Source organism: Pigmentiphaga sp. GD03639 (genome assembly GCF_029845405.1).
Classification (GTDB): domain Bacteria; phylum Pseudomonadota; class Gammaproteobacteria; order Burkholderiales; family Burkholderiaceae_B; genus Pigmentiphaga; species Pigmentiphaga daeguensis.
The window spans coordinates 1-18,191 of sequence record NZ_JAOCLR010000020.1 but is presented as its reverse complement, the minus strand read 5'-3'; the positions used below and the strand labels follow the sequence as shown (position 1 = coordinate 18,191).

General features: G+C 64.9%; 16 protein-coding genes. 6 read left to right on the top strand and 10 right to left on the bottom strand.

Translation table 11 applies throughout. The features are described 5' to 3' along the window. Positions 1-18: 18 nt before the first annotated feature. From N5K27_RS19365 to N5K27_RS19350, 4 genes are all read right to left on the bottom strand, one after another. Positions 19-1,071 (bottom strand): DUF4880 domain-containing protein, encoded by a 1,053-nt coding sequence (locus N5K27_RS19365; RefSeq protein WP_279818177.1) that lies wholly within the window; start codon positions 1,069-1,071, stop codon positions 19-21. A gap of 39 nt (positions 1,072-1,110) precedes the next feature. Next, positions 1,111-1,626: an RNA polymerase sigma factor gene (locus tag N5K27_RS19360; protein ID WP_132980479.1), complete on the bottom strand. Its 516-nt coding sequence runs from the start codon at positions 1,624-1,626 to the stop codon at positions 1,111-1,113. A gap of 2 nt (positions 1,627-1,628) precedes the next feature. After that, positions 1,629-2,207: a TonB family protein gene (locus N5K27_RS19355; RefSeq protein ID WP_279818174.1), complete on the bottom strand. Its 579-nt coding sequence runs from the start codon at positions 2,205-2,207 to the stop codon at positions 1,629-1,631. 305 nt (positions 2,208-2,512) lie between these two features. Next, on the bottom strand, positions 2,513-3,400 hold the full coding sequence (locus N5K27_RS19350) for a LysR substrate-binding domain-containing protein (RefSeq protein ID WP_279818173.1): 888 nt from the start codon (positions 3,398-3,400) through the stop codon (positions 2,513-2,515). 132 nt (positions 3,401-3,532) lie between these two features. Between N5K27_RS19350 and N5K27_RS19345 the strand changes: the two genes are divergently transcribed. From N5K27_RS19345 to N5K27_RS19330, 4 genes are all read left to right on the top strand, one after another. Further along, a complete protein-coding gene (locus tag N5K27_RS19345) occupies positions 3,533-4,534 on the top strand; it encodes a tripartite tricarboxylate transporter substrate binding protein (protein WP_279818171.1) in 1,002 nt (333 codons plus the stop codon). A 14-nt stretch (positions 4,535-4,548) separates the two neighbouring features. Next, complete coding sequence (locus tag N5K27_RS19340; RefSeq protein WP_279818168.1) at positions 4,549-5,769, top strand: membrane dipeptidase; 1,221 nt, start codon at positions 4,549-4,551, stop codon at positions 5,767-5,769. After that, positions 5,760-6,989, top strand: a complete 1,230-nt coding sequence (locus N5K27_RS19335) for an FAD-dependent oxidoreductase (protein WP_279818166.1) — start codon at positions 5,760-5,762, stop codon at positions 6,987-6,989. Before N5K27_RS19340 ends, N5K27_RS19335 begins: the two co-directional genes overlap by 10 nt. A 157-nt stretch (positions 6,990-7,146) precedes the next feature. After that, complete coding sequence (locus N5K27_RS19330; RefSeq protein WP_279818164.1) at positions 7,147-9,540, top strand: AI-2E family transporter; 2,394 nt, start codon at positions 7,147-7,149, stop codon at positions 9,538-9,540. A gap of 106 nt (positions 9,541-9,646) precedes the next feature. On the opposite strand, the gene N5K27_RS19325 is transcribed toward N5K27_RS19330, so the two are convergent. The 3 genes from N5K27_RS19325 to N5K27_RS19315 are packed head-to-tail and all read right to left on the bottom strand — an operon-like array spanning position 9,647 to position 12,097. Next, a complete protein-coding gene (locus N5K27_RS19325; RefSeq protein WP_279818163.1) occupies positions 9,647-10,237 on the bottom strand; it encodes a cupin domain-containing protein in 591 nt (196 codons plus the stop codon). Between the two features lie 16 nt (positions 10,238-10,253). Continuing rightward, positions 10,254-11,231 carry a tripartite tricarboxylate transporter substrate binding protein gene (locus N5K27_RS19320; protein ID WP_279818162.1) on the bottom strand — a complete coding sequence of 326 codons (978 nt, stop codon included), beginning with the start codon at positions 11,229-11,231 and terminating at the stop codon, positions 10,254-10,256. 5 nt (positions 11,232-11,236) lie between these two features. Beyond that, positions 11,237-12,097, bottom strand: coding sequence for an amidohydrolase family protein (locus N5K27_RS19315; protein WP_279818160.1), 861 nt, complete (start codon positions 12,095-12,097; stop codon positions 11,237-11,239). A gap of 113 nt (positions 12,098-12,210) precedes the next feature. Between N5K27_RS19315 and N5K27_RS19310 the strand changes: the two genes are divergently transcribed. Then, positions 12,211-13,119, top strand: a complete 909-nt coding sequence (locus tag N5K27_RS19310; protein WP_279818159.1) for a LysR family transcriptional regulator — start codon at positions 12,211-12,213, stop codon at positions 13,117-13,119. Here the strand turns inward: N5K27_RS19310 and N5K27_RS19305 are convergent. From N5K27_RS19305 to N5K27_RS19295, 3 genes are all read right to left on the bottom strand, one after another. Next, complete coding sequence (locus tag N5K27_RS19305) at positions 13,085-14,305, bottom strand: FAD-dependent monooxygenase (protein WP_279818158.1); 1,221 nt, start codon at positions 14,303-14,305, stop codon at positions 13,085-13,087. The two genes, N5K27_RS19310 and N5K27_RS19305, sit on opposite strands and share 35 nt — an antisense overlap. Before the next feature lie 10 nt (positions 14,306-14,315). Next, complete coding sequence (locus N5K27_RS19300; protein WP_165963301.1) at positions 14,316-15,254, bottom strand: tripartite tricarboxylate transporter substrate binding protein; 939 nt, start codon at positions 15,252-15,254, stop codon at positions 14,316-14,318. 71 nt (positions 15,255-15,325) lie between these two features. After that, complete coding sequence (locus tag N5K27_RS19295; RefSeq protein WP_279818157.1) at positions 15,326-16,963, bottom strand: tannase/feruloyl esterase family alpha/beta hydrolase; 1,638 nt, start codon at positions 16,961-16,963, stop codon at positions 15,326-15,328. A gap of 146 nt (positions 16,964-17,109) precedes the next feature. Here N5K27_RS19295 and N5K27_RS19290 point away from each other — a divergent pair, with 146 nt between their 5' ends. Next, entirely contained in the window at positions 17,110-18,015 is a 906-nt protein-coding gene (locus N5K27_RS19290; RefSeq protein WP_279818155.1) for a LysR family transcriptional regulator, read from the top strand. Positions 18,016-18,191: the final 176 nt, after the last annotated feature.

The window sequence follows — 18,191 nt, the reverse complement described above, 5'->3', positions numbered from 1 at the left end:
AACCGCAGGTTTTTTCGATCAGCTGAGAATCAGCAATCCGCCGGGCAGCGAACGGGCGTGCAAATCGAAATTGTGTTGAAGCTGGGAAAGCGCCGAGTCGAGCGCCGCGATCACGAAACGGCCCGTTACCGGACGCTGTGCGGCCGCATCGTTCAGCAACATGATCTTCCCTGGGCGATAGCGGTTGATCTCGTCCAGCACGTCGCCCAGCCGGGTATGGTTGAAGACCAGCTCCCCCCTGCGCCATGCGGACACGTTGCCCGGATCGACCGCGGCCACTCCGCTCAAGGATGTCTCGTCATAGACGGCCTGCGTCCGCGCTTGCAACATGGCGCCGCCGGCCGGATGCTCGATACGGACCAGCCCGGCGATGCAGGTCACGCAGACCCGCCCCTTCAGGTTCCGCACCTCGAAGCTTCCCGTCTGCGCCGTGCTGCGGCCGGCACCGGCCATCACGGTGAAGGCCCGGCCCGCGCCGTCGAAATCGATGGCGGCCTCGCCCGCCAGCAGCTCGATGCCATGCATGCCGGTACCCGCGCCCTGTTGCCGGATGCGCGTCTGGGTATTGAGTGTGACGTTGACATGTGCAAGGCTCAGGGCCTGCTGCTCACCGGCGGCGGTGTGGAAATCGGCCCCCCATGTGGCAAAGGGCGGCCACACCCCCGCCGGCGGATAAAGCACCGCCACCGAAGCTGCCGCGGCCACCCCCGCGGCGGCCCCCAGGAACGCGCGTCGGCCGTGCCTCGGAACACGCAGTGTGCGCTCGTGAAAGGCCGCGGCCTGGGCATTGGTTCGCAGCATCTCCGCCACGCCGGGGCCCAGTTCGTCCCACCGCCGCCGGACATCCCGGAATGCCTGCTGGTGAGCCGGGCTGGCATGCAGCCATCGCTTGAACGCCTCGGCATCCCAGGGCTTGACGTCGCCCGACGCAAGCGTGCGCAGCCACAGGCGCGCCTGCCGCTGGATCGCGTCGGCCGAGGCCGAAGAGCTGTCGAAAGATGTCGAGCGTCTCATCGCATGAACTTGTCGTGGGTGCCAGCCGTCCTGGCCAGCGCCGGCCGGATTTCCCATGGATCGACTATGACGGTTTGACGACCGCCATAACCGCAACTATTTTTCATTTGCCATCCGGGCATCCAGATATTCGTGCGCGCGCTTCAGATCCATCTCCACGGTTCGCAGCGACACGCCCAGGCGCCGGGCCACTTCCTTCTGCGCCATGCCTTCCAGGCGCACCAGCACGATGACTTCGCGCTGCCGGCTGGGCAGACGGTTCAACATAGCGACCAAGGCGGCAAGGTCGGAGCGCGCCTCGGCCTGTTCGGCCGGGCCGGGCGCCGGATCCGCCAGCTCCAGCAGGGCGCTGACCTCCTCATGCGGCAACGACTGGCCATGCCGGCGCTGGATGTCCACCGCCGCGTTGGCCGCCATGCGCATCAGATACGCCCTCGGACTCTGCACCGACCCGATGCCGCCGGACTTCTCGCTGTTCAACCGCAGCCAGGTGTCCTGCAACGCATCGCCGGCCAGATCGGCATTGCGCAGTACGCGCGCCAGCCGCAACTTCAGTTCGCCGTAACGCTTGGTCAGGTAATCCAGCAGAATGGGTTGCGCGCCCTGGGACATGGTCAGGGCGCTCCGCAGTGCCGCCAGCCGGCCGGATCGCCGGGATCGTTCGGCAGCACGATCATGGTCAACGGCTGCGGCATGCCGGACGGCGGCGGCATCTCCATCCGCACCAGGCCGATCGCACTGCGCACCGCCCGGTCGCGCACCGCGTCTCCCGTCGATTCCAGCAGTTGGACCGCCCCTACCCGCCCCTGGCCGTCGATCCGGAACCGCAGCAAGGCACGATACGCGCCAGGCATGGTCGCGGGCGAATCGCACAAGGCGTCCCACAAGCGCGCCTGGACCCGGGCCGGATAGTCGCCGGCACGATTCAGCGCCGACGCCATGGACCACGCCAGACCCTGGACGGGCTTCAGCACGAATGCATCCGCGGGGCCGTTCGCTATGCTTTCCGCCTCCAGACCGCTTCCCGCCAGCAATTGCGCCAGACCTTCGTCGGATGTGTAACGCCCCTTCACCGCCGACGACCTGCGGCCGGCAACCGTTTCGCTGCGAACCAATGCGGCGCGGCGGGTCAGCGAGGCATAGCGGTGCAGCGCGTCGGCCAGCGGCATCGCGGGAATGTCGAACTCGAACACAGCCTGTGCCCGGTCCGCCGCGGGCTGGGCGGAACTCGAATCCTCAGGAGAGAAAACGCGTGGCGACTCGGCGCCCGAGGCTGGATCGGACCCGCATGCTCCCCAGGCCATCAGTCCGGAACCGATCAACCCCGCAGCCATGGCACGCATTCTGGCCGGCCTTTGCGTCCCGTCCCGAGGGAGATTGGAAAGATTGATCGCATCCGCACGAACTGGAAAGCATTCTCGGACCGCGCATGGTGACAGGCGGATATGTCGGTTTGGTTACTCGGCTGAGCAACAACCGCCGGACGCAGGACAAGACACTAGTCATAGTCCTTCAGGAATTCGGCAACCCGGCGCACGAACGCCTGCGTGACCAGCGACCGAGGCTTGCCCGCCGGAAACAGCATCGCGAAGTCATTGAAAAAGGCCGGCTCGAACCGGCGCGCAACCAGGCCGCGCCCCGAAAAATCGTGGGCAGTGACGGGATCGACAATGCTGTAGCCCACCCCTTCGGCCACGAACGCGCACATCGACGCGAACAGCGGCGTCTCGACCTTGATGGACAGGGTGGCGCCATTTTCGGCGAACAGCTCCTGCAGGCGCTGCGTGCGGATGTGGTCGCGCGGCGCTGTCACGATGGGCAGTCCGCTCAGGTCGGCCGGACGGATGACATCCTTTCCCGCCAGCGGATGCTGTGCGGGCAGGACACAGACGCAGCGCAGGCGGAGCTTTTCGGCGTCGACCCATCCTGGGTCATACGCCGTCTCCGAGAATCCGATGTCGAACTGCTGGGTGGTGACCAGGGTCACGACCGTGGGTGAGCTGCGTGCCTGCAAGGTGACGTTGACGCCCGGGTAGTCCCGCAGGAAGTGGGCGGCGACGCGCGGCAGGAATTCGAGCGCCAGCATGGGAAGCGCCGCGATCCGCAAGCTGCCCGCCTTCGCATCGCGGATATCTGCCGCGAGCTGCGCTATGCCGTCCAGCCCTTGAAGCGCGCCCACCACCGCGCCGTGGAGATACTTGGCCTCTTCGGTGGGCTGCAGGCGGCTTTTTTCGCGCACGAACAGGCCAAAGCCGAGATCGGACTCCAGCCCCGCGATCAGGGTACTGATGGCGGGCTGCGACAACCCGAGCCGCACGGCGGCCCCCGTCACGGTTCCCGCGACCATCACTGCGTGGAAAGCCTCGAGCTGACGCACTTTGAACATGGCGGAATCGGGTATAGGCGATTTTTATGGGTTCAGAGAAAAACAGGATTGGATCGCGGATTTCGGCGTCTGTATGCTGGGGACAGTAGCGCATCCGCGGAAATGATAGTGCTCGAAACCGGGGGAAGAATCATGAAACATGCAACAGCGTGGGGCTTGAAGTTCTCTCTGGGGGCGCCGTTGGCCGCCGTCCTGGCGGGCGGGCTGGCCTTCGCGCCTCGCGCGGGCGCGGCCGACGACTACCCCAGTCGGCCGATCCGCATGCTGGTCGGATTCTCGGCGGGCGGCGCCACCGACCTGTCCGCACGCATGATCGCGCTGCAGTTGTCCGAGCGGCTCGGGCAGTCGGTCGTGGTGGAGAACCGTCCCGGCGCGGGCGGCAGCATCGCGGCCAGTGCCGTGGCGAAGGCTCCCGCCGATGGCTACACCCTTCTTTACACCTCGGCGGCCCACGCCATCAATGCCGCGCTCTACAAATCGCTGCCCTTCGATCCGGTGGCCGATTTCCAGCCCATCACCACGGTGACCACCACGCTCAATGCGCTGATCGCCCATCCGTCCCTGCCCGTGCGCGGCGCCGCCGAGTTCATCGCCTACGCCAAGGCGAGCCCGGGCGGCGTCAGCATGGCTTCGACCGGTATCGGCTCGTCCAGCCACATGGCGCAGGTCCTGTTCACCAGCATGGCCGGCATCCAGGTCAATCACGTGCCCTACAAAGGCACCGGCGAAGCCATACGCGACATCGTTTCCGGCGAAGTCAAGGTCACCATCGACGCCGTCACGGCCTACCTGCCCTACCTGCGGAACGGCAGCCTCAAGGTGGTCTGCCTGGGCGACGTCCGACGCAGCGCGCTGCTGCCCGATGCCCCCACCTGCGACGAAACGGGCCTGCCGGGCTACGCGGTCAGGAGCTGGCAGGGGGTGCTCACCACGGCCAACGTTCCGCGCAACGTCGTGGATCGGCTCAATCGCGAAATCAATGCGATCCTGAAATCGCCCGAGACGATCCGGCAGATGCAGGCGGCGGGCGCCCGCCCACTGGGAGGCACGCCGGAGGAGTATGCGGCGATCATCAAGCAGGACATCGCGAAGCTCAAAGAGCTGGTCTCCCTGGCCGGCATCCAGCCGCAATGACACGCGGGGCAACCATGAACAGACCGACACCCACGGCGGCGCAAGCGGAAGAGACCGCCCGCCGCATCCACGCCGAGCACATCGTCATCGACTCGCTCGCGCCCAGCTTCGTCGACGAATGGGCGCTGACGCCCGCCATGATCGAGATCGGCAAGGCCTTGCAGGCCCAGGGCGGCTCGCGCCCCGCCATCAAGAAGGCCATGGCCGAACACCTCATCGCGCAGTGCGCGCACGATCCCGGAACACGCGAAACCTATCTTTCGTACTGGCGGCGCTCGGGTGTCACGGCATGCAACTACACCTTGTACGCATCCGGTCCGCCCGACACCGCCCTGGACGCGACGATCGCCAGCGCGCGGCGCGCCGAAACGCTCATGGCCTCGCTGGGCGGACAGGTGACGCTGGCCACCTGCGCCGCGCAACTCGAGGCTGCGCACCGCGACGGCCGGCACGCCGTCATGTACAACCTGCAGAACGCCGAGCCCGTCGGGGCCGACCTCGATCGGGTGGAAGTCCTGCACGAACTCGGCGTACGCAGCATGCAGCTCACATACAACCTGCGCACCCGCTTCGCCGACGGCTGCCTGGAGACGAACGACGGCGGCCTGAGCCGCTTCGGCGCCGCGCTGATCGAGAAGATGAATGCGTGCCGCATGATGGTCGACCTCTCGCACGCCAGCGCGAACACCGCGCGCGACGCGGTGGCCGCATCCCGGGCTCCGGTCGTGGCCACGCACACCGCCGCTCGCGCGCTCAGCGGCCACCCTCGCGGCCTGCCCGATGACGTACTGAAGGCCATCGCCGACGGCGGGGGCTACGCCGGCGTGGTGGTGCTGCCGGCCTTCATCCTGCCGGCCGAAGGCGACGGCCGCGCCGAGAAACACGGCAAGCCGCGCAGCTGGGCCACGCTCGACACCGTCGTCGACCACCTCCAGCACCTGGTCAATGTAATGGGCGAGGATCACGTCGGCGTCGGTACCGACTGGGGCAAGCCCTACTACAACGCACTGGCCTGGACGCCGTCGATGATCCGGCCCGAGAGCGGCAGCTTCAACTGGGTAGGCTGGCGCCCGCAGGACCGCTTCGATCCGAACGCGCAGACGCTGGACCTGGAAACCTGGGACAAATGGCCGAACCTGACCGCCGCCATGCTGCGCCGGGGCATGGCCGAATCCACCGTCGTCAAGATCGTCGGCGCGAACTACATGCGCGTATTCCGCGAGATATGCGGATAGCGGCAACGCCATCGCCCGGCCCGGAACAGCGTATCGCCGTGATAGGCGCGGGCATCGTCGGCGCATGTATCGCTCATGCCTTGCGCCGACGTGGCGCCGACGTCGTGCTGATCGACCGTGACGAGCCTGGCCGCGGTTGCAGCTTCGGCAACCTGGGCGCGATCAGCATGAGTTCCGTCGCCCCGCTGGCCATGCCCGGCATCCTGGCCTCGCTGCCCAGCATGCTGCGCGATCCCGAAAGCCCGCTATTCCTTCCCCTGGGCTACCTGCCTCGAGCGCTGCCCTGGCTGCTCAGGTTCCTGGCGTCGGCCCGCGCCGCCAAGGTCGCGGAAGCGTCGCGCACGCTGGCACGCCTGCACGCCGGCGCCGTCGCGGCGCACCAGGCCCTTGCCCGCGAAGTCGGCGTCCCGGAACTCATCCTTCAGCGCGGCCAGCTTCACCTCTATCCCGACAGCCGTGCCCACGCCCAGGACGAAGCCGCGTGGCGGCTGCGCGCCTCGCACGGCTTGCCCTTCACGCTGCTCGACCGTCCCGGCATCCTGGAACTGGAACCGCATGTGGGCAAGCGCTACACGGTTGGCGTATTCCTGCCCGACGACGGAACCATCCTCAATCCGCTGCGCTATGTCCAGGCCATCGTGCGGGCGTTCGCCGCGCGCGGCGGCGAGGTACGGCGCGACGAGGTGCGGGCGCTCAAGCGCGACGGCGACGGATGGGAGCTGAATTCCGGACGAGGCGGCGAACATTTTTCCCGGGTGGTGGTGGCCGCCGGCGCATGGTCCACGCGCCTGCTGGAGCCGCTCGGCATCCGGCTGCCGCTGGAGAGCCAGCGCGGCTATCACGCACAGTTCTCGGGCTGTGCCGGGCTGGTCTCGCGCTCGGTGGTGCTGGCCGACCGCAAGATATTCCTGGCCCCGATGGAGGACGGACTGCGGGTAGGCGGCACGGTCGAGATCGCGGGCCTCGACCGTCCCCCGGACATGCGCCGCGCGCGCCTGCTCGAACGCATCGTACGCGAAACCTTCGACGGACTGGCTAACGCAACGGCTACACACTGGATGGGCCATCGTCCCTGCATGCCCGATTCGCTGCCCGTCATCGGCCCGGCCACTGAACCCGGGTTGTGGCTGGCCGTGGGACATGGCCATCTCGGCATGACGGATTCGGTCAATACCGCGCAGCGGATCGCCGAGAGCATGCTGGCGCGGCATCCGCGGTAGATGAAGGGCCGGCGATCAGGACGAAATGGTTAGGCAGCTCAACGCTCCTGGGCCCTCCCCTCTGATCGGCTGGAACGATTTGAGACAGTTTTCCGCCGTGCCCTGCCATCCCATTCAGTAGGATACGCAAGTCGGGCAGCGCGGAGGAGCCGGGGTGATGACGCAAGACCTTGAACCGAACAAGGGCGCGGCCGAACCCTTGGTTGCTCACGGCGACATCCTGCGGAGCCTGTCTTCCCTGAGTGCGGTGAGGCTCGCCGCGGGGTTGACCAGTGCCGCGATCATCATTGCCGGCCTGTTCTTCGGCCAGGAAATATTGATACCGCTGGCGGTGGCCTTTCTGATCAGCTTCGCGTTGAGCCCCGCGATCGCCAAGCTGGAAAGACTCGGCCTTTCCCGATTGCCCGCGGTCATGCTCACGATGATCGTGGTCGTGATCCTGATGGGTGGCTTCGGGCTGGTGCTCGGCTCTCAACTTCGCGCGCTCAGCCAGGAACTGCCCACCTATCAGTCCACGATCCGGTCCAAGCTCGCGGACCTGCGCAAGAATCTTTCCGGGCCGGGCATGCTGGACGGCGCCATGCAAACGGTGGACACCGTGCAGAAAGAGGTGGAGTCGCCGGCAACGCACGCCGACGATGCGCCGCAGCGCGTGAGCGTGGTTCCGGCACCGCCCACGCCATTCGACACGGCCAAGGCATGGCTCGTCCCGGCGCTCGCGCCGCTGGCGAACGCCGGCATCATCTTCGTATTCGTCTTCCTCATGCTGGTGGACCGCAGCGACCTGCGCATGCGCCTCCTTCGCCTGCTTGGCGGCAACCTGCACCGCTCCACGGATGCCATGGAAGAGGCCGGCACGAGAATCAGCAAGTACCTGCTGATGCAATTGCTGGTCAACGTCACCTATGGCTTGCCCATGGGAGTCGGGCTGTGGCTGATCGGCGTACCCGGCGCCTTGCTGTGGGGGACGATCGCCGCCGTGATGCGGTTCATTCCCTACATAGGACCGATGATCTCGACGGTCTTCCCCTTGGGCCTGGCCTTCGCCGTCGACCCGGGATGGAGCATGGTGCTGTGGACCCTCGGGCTCATCATTGTCCTGGAGGTCATCAGCAACAACGTGGTCGAACCCCTGCTCTACGGATCGAGCACCGGCCTGTCCGCGATTTCACTCATCGTCTCGGCCACCTTCTGGACTGCGTTGTGGGGCCCGGTCGGCCTGGTGCTCTCCACGCCGCTCACCGTGTGCCTGCTGGTCGTGGGCCGCAACCTGCCTCAATTGCAATTCCTGGATACGCTGCTCGGCACCTCGCCGGCGCTGGACTTGCCTACCCGGGTATATCAACGCCTGCTGGCGGACGATTCGGACGAAGCTCTGGACATCGCGCAGGTCGAAATCGAACGATCCTCGGTGCAGGCCTTCTACAACGACGTGGCCGTTCCTGTCCTGGGGCTGGCAAGCCAGGACTACCAAGGCCAGGCGACCCCCGAGCACCATCTGCGCGTCATCAACGGCATGGAGACGCTGATCGAAGCACTCCGGGAAGACCATACCGGCGGCGACGCAGGCGCAGGCAAGCCCAGGGTCGTCTGCATAGCGGGAAAATGGGAAGTCGACACCCTGGCGGCCGACATGCTGGCCCATGCCCTGTGCCTGGCGGGGATCTCCGCCGACTTCCGTCCCGCCAGCGCGCTCACCTCGCGCCACCTCGATGGGCTGAAGCTCGACGACGCCGACATCGTCGTCCTGGGCTACATGAGCGAACAGCCGATTGCCGCGGCACGCCAGCTCTGCCGCCGCATACGGCGCAGATGGCCACATCCGCGTACCGTCCTCGCACTGCTGAACCTGCCCGAGTCCTTTCCCATGGAGGAAGCGCGGAACGCCATCGGCGCGGATGAACTTGCCACGTCGGTGAATGAAGCCGTCGAACGCATCCGCATCATGCAAGCGCCTGCCCGGGTCGCCGCCACGCCGGTCGAAACCGGCGACGCTGCGGGGAAGCCAGTAGAACCATTGCTGGCGCACTGCGCCGCGAACGAGTCGATGCGGCAGGATCTCCATGACTTGGCGAAAAAGACCGCCGACGCCTTCGGCGTCGAATGGGCAGTGATTGCCATCATCGATACCCGGAACGAATACATCGTGGGGCAGAACCAGGTACTACCGGACATGGCCTTCGATCAGTCAGGCCTCTTGGCAATCGCTCGCCAGGACGGCATCGGTTATCACGTCGTGCAACGGGGAACGCCCATCGCCATTGCCGACATCCAGCGCGAGCCAAGCCTGGCCGATCATCGTATCAGCACCACCCTGCATGCCCGCTTCTATGCGGCGGCTCCCTTGATGACGTCAGACGATCAGGTCTTCGGCGCGCTCTGCATCCTGGACGATGCGCCCAGGGACATCACGGAGCGCGATCAGGAACTATTGGAGCGCCTGGCTGACGAGGCGACATTCCTGATCACCGGTCAATCCGCCGATGCCACCCAGGCGCCAGCCCAGGGCGGCCAGGAAACGGCGACCGTGGGCCAGAAAGTACCCGAGTGAGACCGGGCGTGCCGCACACGGCCGCGCTCGACGCGCAGCGCTTCCTGGAACTGGAGGGACCAGGCGGCGTGAGCGAACCAGTCACCATGGCGGCTTGAAGTACGCCTTACCCCAACTTCTCTTTCAACCCCGGCTCATACTGGCCATCCAGCAGGATGAATGCCACTCGAGCGGGTTCCGTGCCACGATTCGACCAGGCATGGTTTGTCCCGCACTGGACCAGGACGTCGCCGGCCCTCAGCGTGACTTCGCTATCGTCCAGCAGCATCGTGATCTCGCCTGAAAGCACGATCGCGTAATCCACCGTCTCCGTTCGATGCATCATCGGATGCCTGCCTTCGGCAGCATAGGTGGACGCCGTGGCATTGCCCATCCCCGCGAACAATTTCGCCACTTGCTCCTTGTCGAAGCTGCGGGACGCATCGGTTTCGGGAACCAGCGTGTTGATGCGGATGACACTGCCCCGTTTTGCGGGCAGTTGCCGGCGTGGTCCCAGCGTCGGCTCCGGAGCCACGGCGGAAATCGGAGCGGGGGTACCGTCCGTACGCCACACATCGGTCGACGCGTAACCGGGGCGCATATCGGAGGTATGAACGAAAGGAGCGGGACCATCGGAAATCACGACCGCGCGGCCGTTCTCGTCGTGGCCGGTCACGACCCGTCGAACATAGCCGGGGGTTCCAGGTTCGCACTTCATGCCAGTTCTCTCAATCCTATTGAATATCTATTTTCTTCGTGGCGACGATGTCTTTCCATCTTGCCGTCTCGGACTGGATGACTCGTCGCATGTGCTCGGGAGAATCCGGCAGCGGCGTGCCGCCAAGATCGGCGAACCGCTGGCGCATCTCGGGTGTCGCCAGTACCCGGTGCAACGCCTGGTTCAGCCGTTCGATCACCGCGGGGGCCATGCCCGCCGGCCCGGCTATTCCCAGAAATGACGAGGCCTCGTAGCCGGGGTATGACTCGGCCACAACGGGCACGTCAGGCAACAGCGGGGAACGGGTGGCGGAAGTCATTGCCAGAACCCGGACGCGGCCCGCCTTCATGATCGGCTCGACCACGGATAGCGTATTGAAGGTCAGATCAAGACGGCTGCCGCTCAACAACTCCGTAAGAGGCGCGGCCCCCCCTTTGTAAGGAACATGCGTCATGTCGATGCTGGCGCTCGATTCGAACGACTCGGTGGCAAGGTGGAAGAGCGAGCCCACGCCAGCCGATGAATAATTCAGCCTTCCCGGCGCGGCCTTGGCCGCCGCGACCAGGTCCGACAGCGTCTTGAATGGCGAATCGGCCGGCACCGCAATTGCCAGGGGATAGGTGATCAGCATGGAGATCCAGGAGAACCCTTGGACCGGATCGAACGGCAAACTCTTGGATGTCGCGACCAAGGTGGGATAGGCCCCGCTGACCAGCAACAAGGTGTAGCCATCCGGCCGTGCCCGCGCGACGGCATCGGCGGCAATGACGCCGTTGGCGCCGGGACGATTGTCGACCACGACGGGTTGGCCGAGGTCGGTGCTCAGGCGGGCGGCGACCAGCCGTAGAACGATGTCCGCATTGCCTCCCGGAGCAAAGCTGTTGATGACAGTGATCGGACGCGACGGATAGTCCTGGGCATGTGCGACACCCGCGCCAAGGGCGAGCCATACGGCCAGCATCGTGAACGAAGAACGAATGATGAACTTGGCCATGTTGTTTAGAACTCGTAGAGAACAGCGGGGTTGGCGACCAGGATTTGCCGGCGCAGCGCCTCGTCCGGCACCCACTGGGCGAACGCGTCCAGCAGGTCTCCATCGTTTTGCATGCCGTCGTACTGGTTGGGGTGCGGCCAGTCCGTTCCCCACAGGACGCGATCGGGCCGTACGTCGACCACGGCACGCACCAGTTGCTGCATGTCGGTCCACGGAAAATCCATCGCCGACATCCGATGCTGCCCGGATATCTTGACCCAGCAGTCGCCGCCGGAGAGCAACTGAACAAGCGCTCGGAAGCCCGGCCCCTCAAGGCTTTCCCCCAGGCGAACGCGGGCGATGTGGTCGATCACCAACGGGCAACCGATGGCGGCCAGGCGCGGCGCCAGGTCCGCCAGCTCCCGCGAACGATCGACGTGAACCACGACGTGCCACCCATAAGGCCGCACCCTGGCGGCAATGGACTCGAGCAGGTCGAAACTGGGTGTACCTTTCACGACTGTCGATAGTCTCGTGCCGCGAAAGCCCAGGTCGTGAAGCTCACGGATTTCCTTATCGGACGTGTCGGGACCGATGATCGCGACTCCGCGCAGCCTCTCTTGATTGGACTTCACGGCGGCTGCTACCGCGCGGTTATCCACGCCATGAACCGAGCCTTGCACCAGTACGCCATGGTCGATGCCCAGTACGTCGAGCATCTTCAGATAACTCTCTACCGGAGCATCGGGCGGAGTGAAGCTGCGCTCGGGAATGAAAGGATGGCGAGTGGACGGCCCAAACACATGGGCATGGCAGTCCGTCGCGCCCGCAGGCGCTAGGTAATGGGGCTTTCGCGTCTGGGGATCGGGGCCCAGGCAAGGGCGCATGATGTCTCCGTATCGTTGAAATGTTCTTACGAAGAGATGATCGGGTAATCTTGCCTTGAAGGGAAGTCACTTCCCGGCATAATGGTTTTTCCATTTCTTCCGAACCGATGTTCATGGATAAGTTCGCCGCCATTACCGTGTTCGCCAAGGTCGCCAGCCTGGGGAGCTTCACCGCTGCAGGCGGCCAGCTGAGTCTGAGCCCATCCGCCGTCACCAAAAGCGTGTCGCAGCTCGAGAAGCATCTCGGGGCGCGGCTTTTCAGCCGTACCACCCACGGCGTCGCGCTGACGGAAGAAGGCTCGGCCTTCCTGGCCCACTGCCTCCCTATCCTCCAGAGCCTGGCCGATGCGGAACGCCAGCTGTCCGCGGGGAAGCACGCGGCATCCGGCCGTCTCCGGGTCGGCATCCCCCATGCAATGGCCAGGCTCTACGTCACGCCCCGGCTGCCGGACTTCCTTGCATCGAACCCCGGCATCCAGCTCGAGCTGATACTCGTCGACCATATGATCGACCTGGTGGAATACCAACTGGATTTGGCCGTACGGGTTGGCTCACCGCGGGATGGACGATCGGTTGTGAAGGAATTGGCCCGCACGCAGCGAGTAACTGTCGCCACCCCCGCCTACCTGAAGCGCCACGGGATCCCTCGCACCGTCGAAGACCTGCGCTCCCATAACTGCATGTGTCTGCTGTTCAACGGACGGCGCCGTCTTTGGCGATTCGGGATAAAAGGACGCACCCGGTCATTCACGCCGCACGGCAACCTGGTCGTCAACAGCGGAGATGAGCTGCGCGAGGCCGTGCTTCAGGACATCGGCATCACGCAGATCAATTCGATCATGATCGAGAACGATCTGGCGCAGGGCAGACTGGTCCCCGTTCTGGCCGGGCATGTCGTACCCAGCGATACGCTTTACGCCGTCTATCTTCAGTCCCGTTTCATGCCTCCTCGGGCACGCTCGTTCCTTGATTTCCTGGACGACGTGTTCAAACCTTTTCGCCGCCCTTCACGATTGGCCTGACCCCTTGGCCAGGACTCTGCCATTCGATGGCCTCCTTCTCGATATCGTAGTCATACAGCGACTTGCGCAACGTCGAAGAGTTGGCGATCTCCCGGTCGCGCTGTCCGAGATCCGCGTACTTGGAGTCATAGCGCAAGCCATTCTTCCGGGCTTCCGCCTGCACCATCGCGGTACGGGGCCGCCGCAGCGCCTCATAGCGCTTCAGCGCGTCTTGGACCGAGTCGCCATCGGCGCATCCTTGCAGCAGGACCGCCAGGGCCGTTCCATCTTCGATGGCCTGGTTCGCGCCTTGCCCCAGGTGGGGAAGCATCGGATGGGCCGCATCGCCGAGCAATGCCAGGCGTCCGTTCACCCATTTCTCGAGCGGCCTGCGGTCGAACAGTCCCCACCAGAAACACGTTTCGACTTTGGCGAGCAATCCGGTCACGCGCGGGTCCCAGCCGGCGAATGACGCGGCGAGCTCATCACGGTCGCCGACGGCAGACCAGGATTCCGCCGTCTCGCTCGTTGTCGGGACGAAGCCGACGTAGTTCACCATTTCGCCTCGGCGGACCGGGAACACCATGAAATGCTTGCCGTCCCCCATCCAGACCTGGTGTGCCTCCCGTCTCCATTCGGGAATCCGGTCAGAGGAGATCAAGCCCCGGTATGCCCGGAATCCCGCGTATTCGGGGGCCGACGGTTCCACGACGTATTTCTGCAAGACCGAATTGATGCCATCGGCCCCGATCACGACGTCCGCGCGCGCGACGTGGCCGTTGTCGAAGGTCAGGCTTGCCCCCGCTTCATCCTGGCTGAAGCCGATGCACCGATGACCGGTATGTATGGACCCCGCGGGCATCGCATCCTCCAATACCTTCAGGAGATCGGCGCGATGCATGCCATACATCCCGTTCCAGCCGCTCGAGTCGGTGGTCAGTATCTTGCCGACGACCGAACCGTCCATGCGGTAATACTCCGACCCCTGGCCCACCCTGGCGCCGACCCGGGCCAGGGCTTCGCCCAGGCCGATCCGCTCGAGCTGCCTCAGGCTGTTGGGATAGACAAAGAGGCCTGCGCCGACTTCCCGCAGCACGCTCGACTGTTCATAGACCGCGACCTGGATTCCTCGATAGGACAACGCCACTGCGGCGGCGAGCCCGCCGATGCCACCACCCACAATGGCTACCTGAATGCTTTTCGACATCACTGATCCTTCATTTTCCGTTCTTTGAAGTGGGACCGAGCAGCTCCTTGATGGATCGATACTCGGTGGCAATTTCCTCGGCCAGCGCCTGGCGGGATCCCCATTCCTGCGTCATGCCCGATGGAAGCAATTGCGCCGAGATGGCGGGGCTGCGTGCCGCCTGTTCCAGCGCGGGAAGCAAGGTGTCGATGACGTGCCCGGGAACGCCGGCGGGCATGAAAAAGCCGAACCATACGCCCAGGAGATCGGCGTTGTATCCGAGCTTGCGCAGCGTCGGGATGGCGGGGAAATCCGGGAATGGCGACGAGATCGCCAAAGCGCGCAACGATCCGCTGCGGATATGGGCGCTTACGGCGCCCAGCGCAAGGATCACCGCATCGATGTAGCCGCCGAGCAGGTCGGTCACGGCGGGCGCCGCGCCCTTGTAGTTCACCGAATTCAACGGCGCGCCCACCGCCGCATTCATCAACTGGACGCTTATCTCGCCGACGGATCCGGGTCCGGCATTTCCGATGTTGATGCCGCCGGAACGCTGTCGTGCGAGGTCGACCATTTCCTTGATGGTCTTGAAAGGCGCGTCTTTGTGGACCACCAGCACCGACGGGCTTCTGGTCGTCAGCGCCAGTGGCGTCAGGTCCGTCAATGGATCGTAGTTGGCCGCCTCGGGATCGATCACGCGCCGGATGGTCAACGGGCTGTTCTGTGCGTAGAGCAAGGTATATCCATCCTTGGGCGCCCGGATGACGGCTTGGGTCCCCAGCGAACCGCCGGCGCCCGGGCGGTTCATGACCGTGACGGCAACGCCCAGCAACTTCGAGAGTTCCTGCCCGATCAGGCGCGCCGCGCGGTCCGCGGCATCCCCCGCCGCGAGGGGGGTCACCAGGTTGATCGGCATCCGCGGGTAATCGTTCGCGCGCGAGATCAGTGGGACGGCCAACAGCGAGGACATGCCCAGGAATGTTCGTCTCTTTATCATTTGCCAGTGCCTTGAAAAGTTGATGAATACGGACGATCCCCGGTCTAGCCGCAGTAGAAGCTGTCGGCCGACTGCGTTTCGCCACTGCCCCTGTAGACAGCCTGACGGGGGTACGGACACATCAGGCGCTGCAACATCACCGGCTTGGTGACGTCGCCGTCCTGGAACTTCGTCGCAACGAATTTTTCTGGCGCGGCGCCCTTCTCCACCCAATTGCGCAGTGCCAGGACGGCGTCATGTTCGGCATCGCCCGCCACGGCCTGCTGCGCAATCGCCCCGAAGTGCCACGCACCTTCGCCGGCGCCTCCGTGCCCGACCCCTGACATCATGAACAGGCGATAGAAGCTTTGCTCCGCGGCAAGGTCGCCACCTGTCGTGCGGTTCCGGACCTCCTCGTAGTACTGGACGATGCGTTCCGGCATCGTCACCGCGTCTTGCCAGCCGTGATACTGGATGAGCTTGCCCCCGGCCTGCCTGAACGCGCTCAAGTCAGCCTGCTGGTCGGCGTTCATGAAGCCGAGCGTGGCCTCGACCTGGGGCAGGTCAGAGTGAACGTCGAACGTGGAAGCATCCCAGTCGGGCTGCCCCAGCGCGATCTTGTAGACCGTGGCCGCGTGTGCAGGCGTGCCATTCACGTAGCCAAACCCTGTCCAGTCGTTTTCGAACCCATGCAGGTACCCCGGGTACAGGTATTCGAGCGTGACCGGGTCGCGCAACGGGGACAGGACTGTCGTCAGCGCATCGGCTTGCAGGCTGGTCAGGCAGCTCGATGAGTCTTGGCCGGCATGGCACAGAAGCGCGTGAGGATCCCATCGGCAGGAGCGCGGATCCCGCAAGATGCCGTCGGAAATGCCGTCGTCGGCATCACACGCGGCGATGGCCGATTTCCTTGCCAGATCCAGCAAGGAGGCGCCCGCCGCGCCCTGGATCCCGGCCTTCAGCAACTGTTGACTCGCGTAGAGCTTCTGCGTCGCCACGCGGGTCCAGTTGATCAGCGCCGAGCCGGCAAGCACGCCATTGAAGTCCGTCGGGAATTTCTGCGCCGACATCAGGCCATCTCTGCCCCCGGTCGAAGCGCCATTGAAATAGGAGTAGACCGCGGACTTCCCATAGAACCCCTTGATGATCGCCTTGGACGCGACCGCCGTCTCATGCGTGGCGCGATACGCGAAATCAACGATGCGCTCCGGAAAGCCGATCGCCCACGTGGCATCGGTGACGGCGGTCGCGGCGTGCCCTCCGTCGGTGATGGCGATGGCGTAGCCGTTCCGGAGATGAGGCGCCATCGAGCCCCAGTAGGACGAGAACGCCGTGCCCCAGCCGTTCTGCCCCAACTGCTGGTACCGGCCGTTCCAAGACGTGGCGGGCAGCCACAGCTCGATGCCGATCCTGGACCCCGGTACCGGCGCCAGACTGGCGGTCACCCTGCAGAATGCGGGAAGATTGCCGAAAGCCGAGGTGCTTCCAGCCGGTTGATAAGTCCCCGCAGGCACGGCTTGGGCGGCGGTGATCTCGACGTTCTGAAGCCGAAGGCTCCGGAGGCTTTCACAGCTGGTGGCGGCCGCGAAAGTTTCTGCCGGCGCGGCGGCCGGCGCACTGTCGTCTCCTCCGCAACCCGCCATCCCCATCAAGCCCAGCAAGGCGGAAATCGCCAGTACGCGGACAAATTGCTCTTCGAACATGCTGTCTCCTTGTTCTTGGGCGGCGATCTCTCAAGGCCGTACAGGCACCGGATCGTTACGCCGCAGCCATTCTATTGAGGCCGGTTCGTTCCACAAATAGCTTTTCCGGATAACATTGTTCCCAGCAAGGAACAATCAAGATCGTCATGAAACCCCACCTGATTCATCACGTCCGCGTTTTCCTCGAGGTCGCGAAAACGGGTAGCTTCACGGCGGCGGCGAACGCGCTGGAAATGCCGAAGTCGTCTACCTCCCGCAGCATTGCCGCGCTGGAGAAAGAGCTGGGCGTCAAATTGATCAATCGCACCACCCGGACGCTGGTGCTGACGGAAGAGGGACAGCGCTACTTCGAACAATGCAGCCGGGGGATGAATGAAATCGCCATGGCAACGCAGCTGGCGCAGACGGCGCCGTCCCGGCCCAATGGCCCCTTGCGCATCGCGGCTCCCATCGATTTCACGGTCCGCCTCACCGCGGACAAGGTGCAGGAATTTCTCGATCGGTACCCCGACGTCACGCTGGACCTGCACTTCACTCCCAAGTGGATGGATCCGCTTGCGGAGCGGTATGACGTCACGGTGCGCATGGGAGAGCTTCCCGATTCATCGCTTGTCATCCGGCGCCTGGGCGACTTGCCCAGGCGGCTGTATGCCTCTCCCGACTACCTTGCCCGCTTCGGACATCCGCGCATCCCGCAGGACCTGACGAAGCACCAGTGCGTGCTTCGCAGCGAACGGGGTTCCGACCAGATCGAGCGGCGTTGGACGTTGCGGGCCTCTCGACGCTCCGTGGAAGTCGAAGTACGGGGTCGCGCGGCAGCCAATAACGTGGGCTTCATCCGCAATCTGGCCGTGGCGGGAAATGGCATTGCCGTCATGGCCGACGTTTTCGCCATTCCCGAAGTCGAGGCTGGCCGGCTCGTTCCCGTGCTTTCCGATTGGAGCGCCACCAGCCTGCCTGTCTACGCGGTGACGACCTCCCAGTTGTTGCCTGCCAAGACCCGGGCGTTGCTCGACTTCCTGTCCGACCTGCTCGCTCCGCTGCGCAGGTAAGGCAAGAATCCTGCGACGCCGTTGCTCAAGGTGTTCTTGCGCGTGCTTCTTGTGCCGCCTCTACCGCCTGCACCGCCCGCCCGAAAGCCTCGGCGTCACCCAAGTCCACGCCTAGCCGCAGCGCCAGGGCCGTCAGTGTTTCCAGCTTGTTCTGCGTGCGGTCCAGCAGTTCGCCC

Coding starts and splice junctions, on each gene's coding strand:
- N5K27_RS19345 (WP_279818171.1), top strand. CDS start 3,533: ATGAAACATGCAACAGCGTGGGGCTTGAAGTTCTCTCTGGGGGCGCCG.
- N5K27_RS19325 (WP_279818163.1), bottom strand. CDS start 10,237: ATGAAGTGCGAACCTGGAACCCCCGGCTATGTTCGACGGGTCGTGACC.
- N5K27_RS19300 (WP_165963301.1), bottom strand. CDS start 15,254: ATGTCCTCGCTGTTGGCCGTCCCACTGATCTCGCGCGCGAACGATTAC.
- N5K27_RS19340 (WP_279818168.1), top strand. CDS start 4,549: ATGAACAGACCGACACCCACGGCGGCGCAAGCGGAAGAGACCGCCCGC.
- N5K27_RS19350 (WP_279818173.1), bottom strand. CDS start 3,400: ATGTTCAAAGTGCGTCAGCTCGAGGCTTTCCACGCAGTGATGGTCGCG.
- N5K27_RS19290 (WP_279818155.1), top strand. CDS start 17,110: ATGAAACCCCACCTGATTCATCACGTCCGCGTTTTCCTCGAGGTCGCG.
- N5K27_RS19310 (WP_279818159.1), top strand. CDS start 12,211: ATGGATAAGTTCGCCGCCATTACCGTGTTCGCCAAGGTCGCCAGCCTG.
- N5K27_RS19335 (WP_279818166.1), top strand. CDS start 5,760: ATGCGGATAGCGGCAACGCCATCGCCCGGCCCGGAACAGCGTATCGCC.
- N5K27_RS19360 (WP_132980479.1), bottom strand. CDS start 1,626: ATGTCCCAGGGCGCGCAACCCATTCTGCTGGATTACCTGACCAAGCGT.
- N5K27_RS19305 (WP_279818158.1), bottom strand. CDS start 14,305: ATGTCGAAAAGCATTCAGGTAGCCATTGTGGGTGGTGGCATCGGCGGG.
- N5K27_RS19330 (WP_279818164.1), top strand. CDS start 7,147: ATGACGCAAGACCTTGAACCGAACAAGGGCGCGGCCGAACCCTTGGTT.
- N5K27_RS19295 (WP_279818157.1), bottom strand. CDS start 16,963: ATGTTCGAAGAGCAATTTGTCCGCGTACTGGCGATTTCCGCCTTGCTG.
- N5K27_RS19320 (WP_279818162.1), bottom strand. CDS start 11,231: ATGGCCAAGTTCATCATTCGTTCTTCGTTCACGATGCTGGCCGTATGG.
- N5K27_RS19365 (WP_279818177.1), bottom strand. CDS start 1,071: ATGGGAAATCCGGCCGGCGCTGGCCAGGACGGCTGGCACCCACGACAA.
- N5K27_RS19315 (WP_279818160.1), bottom strand. CDS start 12,097: ATGCGCCCTTGCCTGGGCCCCGATCCCCAGACGCGAAAGCCCCATTAC.